The sequence below is a fragment of the Methylomagnum ishizawai genome (genome assembly GCF_900155475.1).
Taxonomy (GTDB): Bacteria; Pseudomonadota; Gammaproteobacteria; order Methylococcales; family Methylococcaceae; genus Methylomagnum; species Methylomagnum ishizawai_A.
Map to the genome: position 1 here is coordinate 311,025 of NZ_FXAM01000002.1, position 17,724 is coordinate 328,748.

The window sequence follows — 17,724 nt, forward strand, 5'->3', positions numbered from 1 at the left end:
GCGCGGGCGGGGCGGGCGATTTGGCGGAATTGGCGGCTTTCGCCGAAGTTTGGCGGCGACAGGGCGCGGTGCCCCACGAACCGGGAATCGCGCTGGCTTCCGGCAAGGCGGCGATGGGTTCCTTGGACGCGGCGGGGGGCTTGGCGGGTTTGGCGCGGGCGGTGTTGGCCGTGCGCGAGGGGATGTTGCCGGGTTTGGCGGCGGGGGGCGATTTGGGCGCGGACTCTCCTTTGGCCGGTACGCCCTTCTATTTGAACCGCCAGCCCCGGCCCTGGACCGGCCCGGAAACCCGCCGCGCCGGGGTCCATGCCTACGGACTGGGCGGGGTCAATGCCCATGTCATCGTCGAAGCCCCGCCCCGGCCCCGCCCGGCGGCATCGCCTCCGCCTCCCGAGCAACCCCTGCATTTCCCGCTGCCCCCGGAAACATGCGGTTCGGTCCCGGTTCCAGCCCCGGCTTCGGTGGTCGGCGATTTCTACGATTACGTCACCCGCGACGACCATGGCCGGTTCGAGGAAACCTATCTCACCCTCGCGCCTTTCCCGGAGCCGGTGCCGGGGTTCTCTTGGACCCGGACCATGCAGAACCCCGCCGCCCACCCGGACCATGCCCGCTTGTTGCTGGACAAGCAGCGCGAAATGCGGGCGGTGGCCTTCGCCCCGGTGGATTTCGCCCAGGCGCGGCGGATGCTGGATATCGGCTGCGGTTTGGGCACCGATTTGATCGTCCTCGCCGAAACCCATCCCCAACTCGAAGGCGTGGGCTATACCTTGTCTCCCGCCCAAGCCGGGGCGGCGGGACAGCGCATCGCGGCGTGGGGCTTGGAACGGCGCTTGACGGTGCGGCAGGGCGATTCGGCCCGCGATGCTTTTCCGGGCCGGTTCGACTTGATCTTCGGGTTCGAGGTGGCCCACCACATCCGCGACAAGGACGGGTTGTTCGCCAATATCGCCGGGGCGCTGGCTCCCGATGGCGTCCTGGTCCTGGCCGATACCGTGGCGGGCACGGTGGCCCCGGTGGACCTCGCGGCGGTGGGGAGCTACACCTTGCCGCGCGGCGACTACGCCCGTTTGTTCGCCCGCCATGGTCTGGAAATCGTCGATTGCGTGGACCTTTCGCAGGAAATCGCGAATTTCCTGGTCGATCCGCAATTGGAGGCGATGCTCGCCGCCGAGGCCGACACCGCCCGTCAACTGGGCCGCGATCACGGATTCCCGTTGGCCGAGGCGGTGCAGCGGTCTTGGGATGCTTTCGGCGCGGCCCTGCGCGAGGGGCTGATGCTTTATGTTTTGATCCATGCCCGCCCGGCCCTGCCGGGTGGCCCAACGCTGGCCGCGAATTTGCGAATGATGGAGGCTGCATGATCCCTTACGCCGAACGCCTGCGGACCTTGTCCGTGGCGACTCCCACCCCCACGCCCCCGGCGGACGGTGCCGCCGCCGTGTTGGAAACCGTGCTGGATGGGGTGGCCGGGGTATTGGCGCTGCCGCGGCAACGTTTGGACCCCGACCGCGGTTTCGCCGAACTCGGGGTGAATTCGCTGTTGGCGGTGCGCTTGCTGGACCGGATCAACCGCGCCTTCGATCTGCGCTTGGGGGTGGAGGCGCTGTTCAGCTATGGCGATGCGCGGCGTTTGGCGGGCCATGTCGCCGCGCTGGTGGAGGGACGGGCTGCGCCAATAGTCGCCGTGGCCCGGCCCGCCGCAACGGTTCAGCCCACTGGCGCTATCCCGGCGGCCATCGCGGTGATCGGCTACGCCGGGAAATTCGCCGGGGCCGACGACGCGGACGCCTTGTGGCGGGCGCTGCGGGAAGGCCGTCCGCTGGTGTCGGCGATGCCCGGCTATCGCCGCCGCGACCCGGCAGTGCCCGCGCCCCGCGCCGGATTCATGGCCGGGGCCGAGCGTTTCGACGCGGCGTTTTTCGGGTTGTCGCCCCGCGAGGCGGCGGCGATGGACCCGGTACAGCGCCAATTCCTGGAACAAGCCTGGTGCGCCCTGGAACACGCGGGCCTGACCCGCGCCGCCCTGGCGGGCCGTACTGTGGGCGTCTACGCGGGCGCGGCGGGCAGCGGCTACGACCGCACCGTTCCCGCGACCGGCAAGGCCGTCGATGTCTATGTGATGACCGGCAATCTGCCGTCGATGACCGCCGCCCGGCTGGCCTATTTCCTCGATCTCGACGGCCCGGCGGTCACTTTGGATACCGCGTGTTCCTCGTCGCTGATGGCGGTGCATCTGGCTTGCCGGGCCTTGCTCGCCGGGGAAATCGATCTCGCCATCGCGGGCGGGGCCAGCCTGTTCGTCGATGAACGGCCCTTCGCCGCCATGGCGCGGGCCGGGATGACTTCGCCGACGGGGGCGTGCCGCTCGTTCGATGAGGGCGCGGACGGTATCGCCGTGGCCGAGGCGGCGGCTTGCGTGGTCCTGAAACCCCTGGACCGCGCCTTGGCCGAAGGCGACCGCATCGAGGCTGTGATCCGCGCCACCGGGGCTAACCAGGACGGGCGTAGCAATGGCATCACCGCGCCCAACGCCCGCGCCCAGGCCAAATTGTTGCGGGCGGTCCTGGCCCAGGCCGGGCTGGACCCCGACAGCATCGATTTGATCGAGACCCATGGCACCGGCACCCGGCTCGGCGACCCCATCGAGGCGGCGGCTTTGCGCGAGGTTTACGCCACCGCCAGCCGTGGCCCGGAGCGGCCTTTGCGGGTGGCGGCGTTGAAGGCTTGCACCGGCCATGCCTCGGAAGCCGCCGGGATTGCCGGTCTGATCGCCACGCTCCTGGCCTTGCGCCAGCGGCGTTTCCCGCCCATCGCCGGGTTCGGCCAGCTCAACGCCCATATCGACCGGGCGGGGGCCGAAGGCTTGGCGTTTTCCGGGCGGGAGGCGGCTTGGCCGGAATCCGTGGGACGGCCCCGCCGGGCAGCGGTGAGTTCGTTCGGCCTTTCGGGGACCAATGTTCATGTGATTATCGAGGATGCGCCCGCCCGGCCCGGACCTGCGGCACCTGCCGGAACGCTGCCCCCGGCTTGGCTCTGTGTACTGTCGGCGGCCAGTCCCGACGCCCTCGCCCGCCGCCGCGCCGCGCTGGCCGCGTGGCTGGCCGACCAAACCGACAGCGTATTGCCCGATCTGGCCCATACCCTGCTGTTGCACCGCGAGCCGATGTCCTGCCGTTGGGGGACGCTAGCGGCCACGGTTGCCGACCTGCGGCGGCAACTCTCGGAAGAAGTGTCCGCCGACCCCGATCCCGGTTTATCGGCGTGGCTGGCAGGGGCCGACCCGCAAGCCGATTGGTTGCCCTTGGGCCGTCGGATGCCGCTGGCCCTGCCGACTTATCCTTTCCAGGGACCGCGCCTTTGGGGTGGGATGACCTTGCCGGAAGCCGATTCCGTGGCATCAACCCATCCCTTGCTTGGGGAATCTCAGCCGGAAGGCGGTTTCCTGCGGACTTTCCAGCCCGACGAAGCCTGGGTGGCAGATCACCGGGTGGGCGGGCAGGCGTTGCTCCATGCCGCCGTATTGTTGGAAATGGGGCAGGCCGCGTTGGACCGGCTCGCGCCGGGCCAGGCGCTTGGCACCTTGGCCTGGCTGAAACCCCTGGCGGTGGACGCCGCCACGCCGGTACGGGTCGCCCTGGCCGACAGCCAGTTGAGCATTTCCACCCAGGAGGGTGTGCATGTCACGGCCCGCGCCGTGTCCGAATCGGCTCCGTCCCCCGAGCCGCTGGACCCCGACCGGCTTTGGGCGGAACTCCCCGCCCATACCGATACCGGCCCGGCGGAAGCCACGTCCGGCGTGTTCCTCGGCCCGGCGTTTCCGGGGCCGGATCGCATCCGGGCCGATACCCGGCGGGCCTTGGCTTTCCTGGAACATGCGCCCGGCCAGGGTTTGGCCTTGCCTCCGGCCCTGCTGGACGCGGCGATCCGCACGGCGGCGGCGGTGGTGGCCGGGGCCGAACCGCAAGGCCCGCGTTTGCGTTTCCCGGCGCGTTTGGAGGGTTTATGGCGTTGGGCCGAGCTACCCGCCCAAGGTTTCTGGCTCCAAGCTTGCCGACGGCACGCGGGACCGGCCCGCAGCGTGGAATCCGTGGATGTGCGGGTATTCGACCGGAACGGCCAGCCTGTACTGGGCCTGTCCGGCTTGACCTTGGCCGCCGCGCCCGAACCCGTAGCGACGCCCGTGTCGCCCGCTCGGGCTTGGCGGGTGCTATGGCAGGAAATGCCGGTCCCGGTCCATGGTCGGCGCGATGCCGAAGCCGATCTGATCTTAGCCGGGCCGGGCGATAGTCTCGCGGAGCGCCTGGAAGCCGCGTTCCCGGCGGCGCGACGACTGGGATTCGGCGACTTGGAGCGCGGTTTGGGCACCGCCCTGGACGGTCTGCCCCGGCGGGCTAGGATTTGGTTCCTGGGCACGATGGCCGACGGCGGTTCCACCCTGGACCTGTTGCGGCTCTTGAAAGCCTTGGCTGCCCATGGGCTGGCCGGGGAAGGTTTGGTCCTGCGTGTCGTGACCCGTGGCGCTATGGCGGTGCGGCCCGATGAACGCGACGTTCATGCCCTGGGGGCTGCGTTGTTGGGCTTGGGGAAGGCGGCGGCGCGGGAGTTCCCGGCGTGGCGGGTGCGTTTGATCGACCTCGACCCGGCGCTTCCCTTGGAAACCGTGCCGGTCGAGCGCCTCGTCGCTGAACCCGGCGATGCTCTGGGCGAGCCGGTGGCATGGCGGGAGGCTTCGCGCTGGGTGCCGCGCCTCGCCGCCCTGGCCGGTCCCGCTGATAGCGCCCCGATTCCGCTGTCACCGGGGGATCACGTCATCCTTGTGGGCGGCGCGGGACGCTTGGGCCGGGAAATCGCCCGCCATCTGGCCCGCCAACAGGGGGCGCGGCTGAGCCTCGTGGGCCGCTCCGGCCTGGACGCGGAACGTGCGGCCTTGTTGGACGAATTGGCCCGGCTGGGAGGACAGGCCCGCTATTACGCCGCCGATATCACCGACCGGGCGGCTTTGGCCTCTGCCTTGGATGCGGCCTTGGCCGGGTTCGGCCCCGCCGCGCTTTTGGTCCAGGCGGCGGTCGATCCGGCGTTCGCCCGCATCGAACGCGCCGCCTTGCCGGAATTCGCCGCCGCCCTGGCCCCGAAAATGGCCGGGCTTATCCACCTGGGCGCAGCCTTCAGGGCGCGGCCCATCGCCGCCTTGGCGGTGTTCTCCTCGATAGGTGCATTCAGCGGTTTCCCGGCCAACGATGGACAGGCGAGCTATTGCGCGGCCTGCGGTTTCGAGGCCAGCCATGCCCTGGGGCTGGCGCGGCTTACGGCCAAGCCGGTGCGGGTGGTGCATTGGGGGTTATGGGATAGCGGCGATTACCCGCCCGAAGCCCTGGAACGGATGCGGGCTTCCGGTTTGTACGCGATGCCCTTGGCGGATTTGGGCGGCGCATTCGATAGCCTGCTGCGGACGCCCTACGCCCAAGTGGTCCATGCCCAACTGGATCAGGGCGCATGGCTGGATTTGGGGGCCGCGCCGACCTTATCGGTCGCGCCTTTGGCCGAAGCGGCACGGGGAGCGCTCTCGGCGGCGGAAGATTCCGTCACGCAGTCCGCCGATTTGGCCGCGGCGGCGGCGTGGCTGTCCCAGTGTATCGACGCGGGCTTGGCCGGGGTCTGGGCGGCGCGGGGGTTGCGGACGGGGGAAAGCTTGTCCCATGACGAGGCCATCGCCCGGCTGGCGGTCCTGCCCCGCCATCGCGGTTTGGCCGGGGCCATTTTGAATATGGCGGCGCGGCGCGGATTCGCCATGACCGAAGAAGCGGGCCGGTGGCGCTTTGTCCAGCGGGAAATATCCGCCATTTCCGCCGCCGGGCCGGGCCTGCCCGGAATGCAGGCGGCTTTGCGCTTGCTGGAACGCGCCCTGGACTCCCTGCCTCAAGTCCTCGCGGGTGAATTGCCCGGTACCGATGTATTGTTCCCCGAAGGCGGCATGGATTGGGTGGAACCGATCTACCGCGATCAACCGATCCTGGCCGGTTGCGGACGGCGCTTGGCGGCGGCGGTGGTCGCGGCGGTGGCACGGGGCGGCGGGCGCATCCTGGAAATCGGCGCGGGTACCGGCTCGACCACTGGCCCGGTCCTCGACGCCCTGCGCGAAGCCGGTCTCGAACACCGTTGCCAGTATCTCTACACCGATATTTCCAGGGCGTTCACCCGGCATGGCCAGGGCCGGTTCGGTACGCGGCTGGCCGGGGCCAAGGTGTTGGATATTTCCCGCCCACCCCGCGACCAGGGCATCGATTGCGGCGCTTGGGATATCGTCATCGCTTCCAATGTGCTGCACGCCACGCCGGATATCCGGGCCACCCTGTCCCATGTCGCCGAGTTATTGGCGGCGGGCGGCATCGCCCTGATTAACGAAATGGTCGAAACCGATGATTTCGCGACCCTGACTTTCGGCCTTCTGGAAGGTTGGTGGGAAACCCAAGACCCCGAATGCCGCTTGGCCGATGGTCCGATCCTGGGCATCGAGGGTTGGCGCGATGCCTTGCGTTGCGTGGGTTTGCGGGGGCGTTGGGCCTACGACCATCGTGGTCGGCCCGAACGGAGCGAAGGTGGGCAGGCGCTGGTGTTGGCCTACAAGCCCGTCGGCGTGGAAACAGTCCCCCGCCCGGCCACCGTTCCGCCCCAGCCCGTGGCCGGGATTGGAACCGGAACCCTCTCCGACACGGCCCCCGCCGACCGGAGCGGCCTGGAAACCGCCCTGCGCGGCTTGATCGCCGCCATCCTCGATATGCCGCCCGGCCAGTTGGAACGGGACCGGCCTTTCATGGAAATCGGCGTGGATTCCCTGATTGCCCCGCAAATCGCCGAGGAGGTCCAGGCCCAACTGGGTTGCCCGCTGCGGGTGACGGATATCTATAAACACGGGCATCTCGCGGCCTTGGCCGGGCATCTGTTGGCGACCTATGCCGGGCAATTGCGTGTGCCGGACAGTGGGACCGGGTCTCCGTCCGTTCCGAATCCGTCCGCCACTACGCCCGATACGGTCGCGCCACATTCCGGGGTGGCCGCCGACCCCGTGCCACAGGCACGGCAAGCCAACCCTGCGGAGGCCATCGCCATCGTCGGCCTATCGGTTCGTTTCGCCGGGGCGCGGGATTTGGAGGCGCTGTGGGATTTGCTCGACGCGGGCCGTCATGCGCTCACCCCGGTGGACCGCTTCGACTTGACGCCTTGGTTCGATCCGGCGGGCGGGTCGGGCAAAACCTATGCCCGTTGGGGCGGATTCCTGCCGGACCACGACCGTTTCGACCCCTATTTCTTCAACATCACCCCGGTGGAAGCCGAAGTCATGGACCCCCAGCAGCGGGTTTTGATGGAGGAAACCTGGAAAGCCCTGGAACACGCCGGGATCGACCCCGATAGTTTGTCGGGCGCACGCTGTGGCTTGTTCGTCGGGGCTTCGGCCAACAACTATCAAGCGGAGGGTTCGCCGGGATTGCGGACCCTGGGCGGGTCGATGGCGATCCTGTCGGCCCGCATGGCCTACGTCCTCAACCTGCGCGGCCCGACCTTTCCCATCGATACCGGCTGCTCCTCGTCGCTGGTGGCATTGCACCAAGCCTGTCAAAGCCTCAAGGCCGGGGAATGCGATATGGCCTTGGCGGGCGGGGTGTCGGTGAACCTGATCGGGCCGGATATCTTCCTTTATCTGAGCGATGCGGGCATGGCCGCGCATGGCGATGCTTGCCGGGCTTTCGACGACGGGGCCGATGGTTTCGTCCCCGGCGAAGGGGTGGGCGTGGTGGTGCTGAAACGGCTCGCCGACGCCCTGGCCGATGGCGACCGCATCGAAGCCGTGATCGCCGGTTCGGGCGTCAACCAGGACGGGCGCACGGCGGGACTCACCGCGCCCTCGGCGGAGGCGCAGACCGCCTTGGCCCTGGATATCTACGCCCGCCATGGGCTGGACCCGTCCGATTTCGGCATGGTCGAGGCCCATGGCACCGGCACCCGCTTGGGCGACCCCATCGAGGTCCAAGCCCTGACCGAAGCGTTCCGGCGTTATACCGACCGGCGGGGGGGCTGTGCGCTGGGTTCGGCCAAGACCAATATCGGCCATACCATGGCGGCGGCGGGCATGGCCGGGTTGGCGAAAGCGGTGTTGGCGCTGCGCCATGGCCGGATTCCCGCCTCGTTGAATTTCACCGTGCCCAACCGGCATATCGATTTCGCCGCCAGCCCGTTTTTCGTGCCCACCCATAGCGTGCCCTGGCCGGAAGGCCGGGCGCGGTTGGCCGCCGTGTCGTCTTTCGGATTTTCCGGCACCAATGCCCATATCGTGCTGGCGGCAGGCCCGGAGCGCGTCCCGGACCCGCCCGCCGTGCCCGCGCCCTGGTTGTTCGTGGTGTCGGCCCGCGATGCCGCCGCGCTCCGGCAGCGCTTGCGCGATCTGGCCGCTTGGCTGGAAGGTCCGGGAGGCTCGGCGGATTTGGCGCGGGTGGCGGAAACCCTGGCGCGGGGCCGCGCCCATGGCCGTTACCGCTGGGCCTGTGTGGCGACGGAACGCCCGGAACTCCGCGCCGCCTTGCTCAAAGCGGTGGATGGACCCGCGCCCGCGCCGGTGCCTGTCGGCCATATTCCGACCGTGGTGGATGCCCCGCCCGGCCCGGACCTGCTACGGCGTTTGGCCTTGGCCTACACGGCGGGCGACTTGCCCGACTGGACGGCGCTGTTCGGTCCACGCCGTCTGCCCTTGGTCCTGCCCGCCTATCCCTTCATCCGTGAACGCTTCTGGACTTCGCCCGCGCCCATTCCCGCCGGAACCTCGGACTACGCCGTCACCCCCGCGCATCCCTTGCTGGTCGCGCACCGGGTCGGTGGCGTTTGCCTGCTGCCCGGCACCTTGAGCCTGGAACTCTTGCGCGGCCCGGCCCCGGCCTTGGCCGATATCGTGTGGCTCAAACCCCTGAAAGCCGAAGACACGCCGACCCGGCTCCAAGCCGTGGGCGGGGAAAATGTCGAATTGCTGACCACCGATGGTGTGGCCCTGGCACGGGGCCGCAGGCTGGCGGTGGATAAGCCGCCGGGCGCTGTGCCGGATTTCGCGGGGGGCGTGCGTTTGGAAGGCGCGGAACTCTATGCCCGGTTCGCCCGCGCCGGTTTCGAGTATGGCGCGGCGCTGCGGGTGGTCGATTGGGTCGAAATCGGCGCGGGCGCGGCGCGTTCGCGCTTGGTCGCGCCCGCCATTCTGGTCGGCGAGCCTTTGCTGATGGCCGCGGCCTTGCTCGACGGTGCGTTGCAAACCGCCGCCGCCATCGGCCACGCCGAGGGTGCCCGCGTCCACGACGGGCAATGGGTGCCTTCCCATCTGGACGCGCTCCGGGTTTGGCGGCGTCCCGCCGGGGTTTGCTTCGCCACCGCCCGCTTGGAACCCACCACCGACCCGGACAGCTTGGTGTTCAGCGTGTTTATCGAGGATGGCGACGGCCAAGCCTTGGCCGCTTTCGAGGGCATGGCCGCCCGACGCTTGGCGACCATGCCCACCGCTATGCCGCAACTCCATGCGCCGGTTTGGCGGGCGGTGGCGCTGGAACCGGCCCAGTCCGCGCCCGCCAGCGTGGTCATAGTCGGCGGTGATAGCCGCTGGGAAACCGCCCTGCGGCCATGCCATCCCGCCACGCACTGGCGGGCTATCGATCTCCCGGACGGCGACCCCGAATCGCTGGCGCAACTTTGGGCGGATTTGCCCGGCCCGGTGTGGATCGTCCACGCGCTGCCCGGTCGGCCAGAATTGCAAGAACCTCCCCTGACCCTCGCCAATGGATTGGCCGCGCTCGATCCATTGCCGGATGTGCGCGTGGCTTTGCATTTGGCGCGGAGCCTGTTGTGGGCGGGACGGGCCGACGGGGCGCGGCTCTTGAGCGTGGCCGTGGGCGGCGCGGGTCATCCCGCTCGGCTGGCGGCGGCGGCGATAGCGGGGCTTTACCGTACCCTGCGGCTGGAAGCGCCGGACCTGGATGCCCGTGTTGCCCTGCTCGAACCGGGACTCGATCCCGCCGCCGTTTTGGCGCGGGAAAGCGCGGCACCGCCCGCCCATGATCCTTGGGTGCGCTATGGGGCTGATGGGCTCCGGCAGGCCATGGATTGGGAAGCCGTGGCCGCACCGCCGACGCCCGCCCGCCTACCGGGCGGCACCGTCGTCATCAGCGGCGGCTTGGGCGGCATCGGCTTGGCCCTGGCCCAAGGCTTGGCGACCCAAGGCGCGGTGAATCTCGCGCTGTTGTCGCGCTCGGCTCCCGGTGCGGAAGCCCAGGCCGTGTTCCGGGCGATAGAAAACGCGGGCGGCACCGTGTTGAGCCTCGCGGTGGATGTGGCCGACCCCAAGGCTTTGGCGGCGGCGCTCGCTACCGTCCGGGCCAACCTGGGACCGATCACCGCTGTCTATCATCTGGCCGGGGTGCTGCGCGACGGTTTCCTGCGCCACAAATCCGCCGCCGAATTGGCCGAGGTCTTCGCGGCTAAGGTGCGCGGGGCGATATTGCTCGACCGCCTGACCCGGCAAGACCCGGTGGCAGCTTTCGTCTTGTTCGGTTCCACGGCGGCGGTGTTCGGTTCCATCGGGCAGGCCGATTATGGCGCGGCCAATGCGTTCCTGGCGGCGTTCGCGGAAGACCGGCAAGCGCGGGTCGGCCAAACCCTGTGCGTGGCTTGGCCGCTCTGGGCCGGGGGCGGAATGCGCCCGACACCCGAGGCGGTCGCTTTCCTGGAAAGCATCGGCATGGTGCCGCTGGCCGACGCCGATGGTTTCGAGTTGTTGGAACAGAGCCTGTCCACCGGATTACCCGCGACTGTGGCGCTCCGGGGCCGACCGGGCTTGTTCGGACGGCTGCGTCCGGCGCTGTCCGCGCCGGTCCAGGTCGGCGGCCCCGCCACCCTGGCACCGGGCGCGGCCTTCCATTACCTGTGCGAACTGTTGGCGGCAATCACCAAATTGCCACGGGAACGCATCGAACCCGATATTCCATTTGAGTCCTTGGGCATCGACTCCATCGCCATCATGAAGCTGAACCGGCAACTGGAAACCGACCTGGGGCCGGTCGCCAAGACCTTGTTTTTCGAGTACCGCACGCCCGGTGCCCTGGCCGCGCACCTGGGCCGGGCCAAAGCCCGCGAATTGGCGCAACACCTGTCCCCGGATGCGGTGGCTCCCGTCGCGCTGCCGCCCATGCCGGAACCGCCCGCGCCACGGGCCGAACACGGCGGCGCACCCCACCGGGCAACCGTGGAAACCGACGCCATCGCTATCGTTGGTATCGCCGGGATTTATCCCATGGCCGACGACCTGGACGGCTTCTGGACCAATCTCCGCGACGGGCGCGACTGCATCCGCGAAATCCCCCCGGAACGCTGGCCCTTGGCGGGCTTCTACGACCCCGACCGCGACCGTCCCGCAACCAGCCATTGCAAATGGGGCGGTTTCATCGCGGGGGCCGACCAGTTCGACGCCCGCTTCTTCGGTATCTCGCCCTTGGAAGCCGAAACCCTGGACCCGCAGGCCCGGAAATTCCTGGAAGTGTGCTGGAACGCCCTGGAAGACGCCGGACTCGATCCCGAGCGCATGTTCGATGGCCTGCCGGAACCCGAGCGCAGCCGCCGCGCCTGTGGGGTGTTCGTCGGGGTGATGTATGGAGATTACCAGTTGTTCGGCCCGGAGCAGGCGCAGCGGGGCAACCTGATCGGGCCGAATGCCGATTATTGGAATATCGCCAACCGGGTGTCGGCCTTCCTCGACCTACACGGGCCGAGCCTGGCGGTGGATACCGCTTGTTCCTCGTCGTTGTCGGCGCTGCATCTGGCTTGTCAGGCGATCCGCGCCGGGGAGTGCGTCATGGCCCTGGCGGGCGGGGTCAATCTCTGTCTGCATCCGCGCCGCCATTGGATATTGAGCAAGGCCGGGATGGCCGCTTCCGATGGCCGTTGCCATAGCTTCGGCGCGGACGGCGATGGTTATGTGCCGGGCGAGGGCATCGGGGCCGTGGTCCTGAAATCCCTGGCCCAGGCCCGCCGCGATGGCGACCGTATCCAGGGCGTCATCCTGGGCAGCGCCCTCAACCACGGGGGCCGGACCAGCGGCTATACCGTGCCCAATCCGGTGGCGCAGGGCGAGGCCATCGCCGCCGCGCTGGGCAAGGCGGGGATCGATCCCCGGAGCGTGTCCTATATCGAAGCCCACGGCACCGGGACGCCTTTGGGCGATCCCATCGAAATCCGGGGTCTGGCCCGCGCCTTCGCCGGGGCGATGCCGGATGATTGCGCGGTGGGTTCGGTCAAGGCCAACATCGGCCATCTGGAATCGGCGGCGGGCATCGCCGGCTTGACCAAAGTGCTGTTACAGATGCGCGAGGCCACCCTGGTGCCCACCCTCCATGCCGACCCGCCCAATCCGGGGCTGGATTTCGACGGCACTTCGTTCAGGATCGTGACCCGCGCCGAACCCTGGCGCGGTCCCTTGCCGTTGCGGGCGGGGCTGAGTTCGTTCGGGGCGGGCGGGGCCAATGCCCATGTAATCCTGGAAGCCGCGCCGGTCCAAGCCGCCGATTCCGTGCCCGCAGTCCCCGCCGTGGCGACGGTTTTGCTGTTGTCCGCCCGTGATGGCGAAAGCCTCGGACGCCGTGCCCGGCAGTTGGGCGAACATCTACGCTCGGTCCAGGGTCGCCGCCAAAGCCTCCGGGACATCGCCCATACCCTGGCCGTGGGCCGCAAAGCCTTCGCCCACCGTTTGGCCGTGGCCGGTGCCGGACATGAGGCACTCGCCGCCGCCTTGCTGGCCTATGCCGAACGCGGCGGGCCGGTGGCGGGCCTGTGGGTCGGCGAAGCCCAACGCAATGCACCGCCCGCCGTGGGCGACGATCCCGCCGCCTTGGCTGCGGCCTGGGTGGCGGGCGCTCCCGCGCCGGACCTGCCGGGACAACGGGTGGCCTTGCCCGGTTATCCCTTCGCCCCGCGCCGCCTGTGGGTGAAGCTGGCTGATGCCGCGCCGACGGTTACCACCCCGTCCGCCGCCCTGGAAACCCGCCATCATTTCGCGCCCACCCAAGCGCCTTTGGCCGATCACCGGATTGGCGGGCGTTTGCTATTGCCTGGCGCGTCCTCGCTGCGTTTGGCCCTGGAAACCGCCGGGCCATGTTTGCGCGATATCGTATGGCCCACGGCGGGCCTGCCCACTGAGCAAGGTTTGGACATCCGGGTCCGCCGCGCAGAGGAAACCCTGACGGTGCTGGACAGCGGAGACGCCCGCTTGCTGGAAGCCCGGATCGCCATCCCCGACACGATACCGCCCGTTCCAGACGCCGAAACCCTGGCCCAGCGTTGCCCGGAACGCCTGGACGGTCCGGCCATCTATGCCGCCTTGGCCTCGGCGGGGGCCGAATATGGCCCTAGCCTGCGTGTCCTAGCCACGGTTTGGCGGGGCGATGGGCTGTGCCGGGCGCGGCTAGTGGAGCGACCCACGGTCGATGGCGTGCTAGATGCGGCGTTCCAGCTTTGTTTCGCCCTGGTTCCTGCAAGCTTGGCGGGTGTGGCCTTGTTGCCCGCTGGCTTGGGCTATTGCATGGTGCTGGCGGATTTGGCGGGTGCCCGTACCCTGGTGGCGAACCGCCGGAGCGCCGATGCGCACGGCATGGTCTTGGATATCCATTTGCTGGACGGCGAGGGCTTGCCGGTGGCCTGGCTCGGGGAATTTAGCGCCCGGCGGGTGGCGGCGTCCGAACCGGTCCCGCCGCGCGCGGATGAACCCCCGCTGCGGGTGCTGCGCCCGGAATGGACCGCCATGGACCCGCCCGAAGGTGGGATACCGCGCCGGGCCTGGGTCGTCGCGGAATCAACCGGCGACCCGTTGGCTTCGGCTCTGGCCCAGGCTTGGAACGCCCCGCTCGGGATTTGGCCCGATCTGCCGACCGAGCCGCCGGACGCGGTGGCTATCGTGCTGGGCGGCGTGTCGGCGGATTTGGCCGATGCCGCGATGCGCACGGAACGCTTATTGGCCGACTTGCTCCCGTCGCTACGTGCATTCGGTGCCGCTGCCCAAGCCCCGGCTCTGCTGGCCCTCACCCGCGCAGCGCAGGAACCGGGCCGGGATGCGCCGGGAGCCGCCGTGGTGGCTTTCCTGCGGGCCGTCGCCCGCGAACGGCGCGACTGGACCGTCATCGCCCTGGACCTGCCCGCCCAGTTGTGGGAGGACACCGCCCATGGCCTGCCCTTGCCCGCTGAAGTCATCCATGCCTTGCCCCGCCAGCCGGAACCGGAAGCCGCGCCGCCGGAACGGGCGTGGCGCGATGGCCTGTTGCTGCGGCGGGTGTTGACCCCGGTGGCCTTGCCGCCCGCCGCGCCGCCTTGGCGCGATGGCGAGGTGCTGGTGATCGCGGGCGCGGGCGGATTGGGCGGCTTGCTGGCCCGTCATGCCGCGACCCAAGCCCGGATCGCCGTGGCTTTCCTGGGCCGCGCCGCCACACCCAACCGGCCCACCGCCGCCGCGCTGGACGCGCTCCACGCCCAAGGCCGTCCGGCCTTGTATTTCCAGGCCGATTTGTCCGACGCGGGGGCGGTGGCGGCGGCGGCGCGGGGCATCCGGGATCAACTCGGAACCATCGCCTGGGTGGCACATACTGCCTTGGTCATGGGTGATGCCCCCTTGGCTGATCTGGACCCGGACCAGCTGCGCCGGGTGCTGGCCCCGAAAAGCCGGGGTCTGGCCCATCTCGCGGCGGCGTTCCGGCCTGGACGGGGCTGGTTGTTGTTTTCGTCCAGCAACGCCTTGACCGCCAATCCCGGCCAAGCGGCCTATGCGGCGGCCAGTGCCTTCGTCGATGCGGCGGCGCTGGGCCTGCCCGGCCCGGTGTATACCCTCGACTGGGGGTTCTGGGGCGAGACCGGCGCGGTGGCCGACGCCACCCACCAAACCCAATTGGCCCGGCTCGGCGTTCTGCCCATCCGCGACCAGGAAGGTTTGGACGCCTTGGAACGGGTCGTCGGGGCAGGACTCGAACGCGCCGTCGTGCTGCGGGTGGCCGAACGCCTGCTGGAACCCATGGGCGTGGTCGTGGACCGAGCCGTTCATTGGCGGGGTGGCGGGGCGCAACGGGACTTGGCCGGACCCGCCACGACCGCCGCCGCCCAGGTCCAAACCACGGCCACGCCCTTCGCCGATCCCGACACCGAAGTCTTGAACCGCTATGCGGCGCGGCGGCTGTGGCTGGCCTTGGCCCGGTCGGGCGTGCCTTTGGCAGCGGGCCAAGCCTTGCGCGGTGCGGATTTGGCGCTGGCCCTCGCCGCCCGGCCCGATTACTTGCCGCTGCTGGACGCCTTGGCCGAATTGCTGCAACGGGCGGGTTTGGCCGATGCCGGAGGCCGTTCCACCGGTACCGTCCTCACCGCCGCAGCCCTGGCCCAAGAACGCCAGCGTCTGGAAACCGAAACCCCGGCCACGGTACCCACCCTCGCGCTGTTGGAAAGCTGTATGGAGGGCTTGGGCGATGTGGTGGCGGGTCGGCGCGATGCCGCCGCCGTGCTGTTCCAAGGCGGCGATGCCACGGCGGTGGCGGCGGTCTATCAAGGCAATCCGGTGGTCGATCATTTCCAACGCTTGGCGGCGGCGGCGGTGGCGGCGGCGGCGCGGGCTATGCCCACGCGGTCGGCGCAACAGCCCGTGCGTATCCTCGAAGTCGGCGCGGGCACCGGCGGCACCACCGGCTTCGTCCTCGACGCGCTGGCCGGATTGGACGGCTGGCATTACCGCATCACCGACCTGGGGGTGGGTCTCGCCACCGCTACCGCCGCCCGGCTCGACCCGGACCGCCGTTGGCTCGATAGCGGACGCTTGGATGTGACCCAGCCGTTCGCGGCGCAGGGCGTGGCACCGGGCAGCGTCGATGTGCTGGTCGCAGCCAATGTGTTGCACGCCACCCCCGATTTGTTCGAGGTGCTGGCGAACATCAAGGAAGCCTTGGCACCGGGTGGCCTTTTGATCTTGAACGAAGCCACCAGCCGCCAGGATATCAATACCCTGACCTTCGGTTTGACGCCGGGATGGTGGGCTTTCCGCGACCCGCGCCGCCGCTGTCCACATGGGCCGTTGCTGGACCCGGCCCGTTGGGCGCGGGTCTTGGCCGAGGCCGGATTCACGGTGGCGGGGTGTTTCGGGTTGCCGCTGGCCCAGGGCGGGGAACATCCCTTGCAGAGCGTCATCGTCGCTGCCGCCGATGGCTACGCGCCGGACCCGGCCCGCCGCGCCCGGCCCATACCGGCCCCACCGAAAACCGCGCCGGTGACGGCGGTTCCGGCTTCCGGCCCGTCCGATCTTGAACAATCCCTGCGCCAACTCATCGCCGAAACCCTGCGGCTGGAACTGGACGAACTCGGCCTCGACGACAGTTTCGCCGACCACGGGGCCGATTCGATCCTGAGCGTGGAATTGGTGCGCCGCATCAATGCCGCCCACGGCGTCGATCTGAAAAGTACGGCCTTGTTCAACTATGCCACCGTGCGGGAACTCGCCGCCTATATGGCCCGCGAACATGGTGTGGGCGCGGCCCCGTCCAGTGCCGCGCCCCCGGACGGCCAAGGCAAACGCCAAGCCCAGCGCTTGATGGAAGTCATCAACCGCCGCCGCGAAGCCGCCCCGGTCAACCGGGAGGCCGAGTTCTGGCAACGCCAGACCGATGGGGCACCGCCCGCCGTGCCCGAACCCGCCCCGCCCGCCGATCTCGACGAGGTGCTGCGCCGCCTCGAACGCGGGGAAATCAGCGTTTCACAAGCCATGGAGCTGCATTATGTCGATGAATGAGCGGGAACAGCCCGTATCCGCCACTTTCGCGCCCGGCCTGTTCGCCGGGCGGACGGTCCTGATTACCGGCGGGGCCGGCACCATCAACCGCGGCATCGGGCGGGGTTTCGCCCAACTCGGGGCCAAGGTGGCGCTGTTGGGCCGCACCGCCGCCACGTTGGACGCCGCAGCGCGGGAACTGCGGACCCATGGCGGACGGGTGCTGCCCCTGGTGGCCGATGTCGAGAAGATCGACACCCTGGAAGCGGCCTGTCGGCAATGCGAAGCGGAACTCGGTCCCATCGATGTGTTGATCCTCGGGGCCGCCGCCAATTTCCCGGCCCCCGCCGAGCAAATGACGGCGGCGGGGTTCGGCAAGGTCATCGATGTGGATTTGAAAGGCTCGTTCAACGCCGCCCGCGCCGCGTTTCAGCAACTGAAGCGGACGCGGGGTTCGGTCATCTTCGTGTCGGCCACCAATTCGCTGATGCCGTTCGCCTTCCAATGCCATGTCGGCGCGGCCAAGGCCGGGATGGACAGCCTGATGCGCGGCCTGGCCCTGGAATGGGGACCGCATGGCATCCGCTGTAATAGTGTCCTGCCCGGCCCCATCGAGGACACCGAGGGCTTGGGCCGCTTGCTGACCCGCGAGGACGTGGAAACCCTGCGCGATTATGTGCCGATAGGCCGGTTCGGTACGGTGGAAGATGTGGCGGCGGTGGCGGTGTTCCTGGCCTCGCCCGCTGCGTCCTTGCTGACCGGGGTGTCCCTGGTCGCCGATGGCGGCCAAGCGTTCTCGGGCTCGGCCATGGTGGCCGAGGTGATGGCGAACGCCTGAAGCCGGGCGGTTCGACCGAGCGCCATAGTTCTCGGATTCCGCTGCGCTCCATCCGGGCTACGCATGGGCAACCGTA

3 protein-coding genes (1 of these 3 cut by a window edge) are annotated in these 17,724 nt (G+C 69.3%); all 3 read left to right on the forward strand.

From position 1 onward, the window contains the following. Tightly spaced (each overlapping or abutting the next), the 3 genes in view from B9N93_RS21835 to B9N93_RS21905 form a layout consistent with a single transcriptional unit that may run on beyond the window. Positions 1–1,364 carry the 3' end of a MupA/Atu3671 family FMN-dependent luciferase-like monooxygenase gene (locus B9N93_RS21835; RefSeq protein ID WP_125469162.1) on the forward strand. 2,116 nt of this gene lie to the left of the window's left edge, so the window shows 1,364 of its 3,480 coding nt (coding positions 2,117–3,480); its start codon lies beyond the left edge, outside the window; the stop codon is at positions 1,362–1,364. Next, positions 1,361–16,831, forward strand: a complete 15,471-nt coding sequence (locus tag B9N93_RS25035; RefSeq protein WP_125469163.1) for an SDR family NAD(P)-dependent oxidoreductase — start codon at positions 1,361–1,363, stop codon at positions 16,829–16,831. The genes B9N93_RS21835 and B9N93_RS25035 overlap by 4 nt, the downstream gene beginning before the upstream one ends. Beyond that, positions 16,818–17,648, forward strand: a complete 831-nt coding sequence (locus B9N93_RS21905; RefSeq protein WP_217807382.1) for an SDR family oxidoreductase — start codon at positions 16,818–16,820, stop codon at positions 17,646–17,648. The genes B9N93_RS25035 and B9N93_RS21905 overlap by 14 nt, the downstream gene beginning before the upstream one ends. Positions 17,649–17,724: the final 76 nt, after the last annotated feature.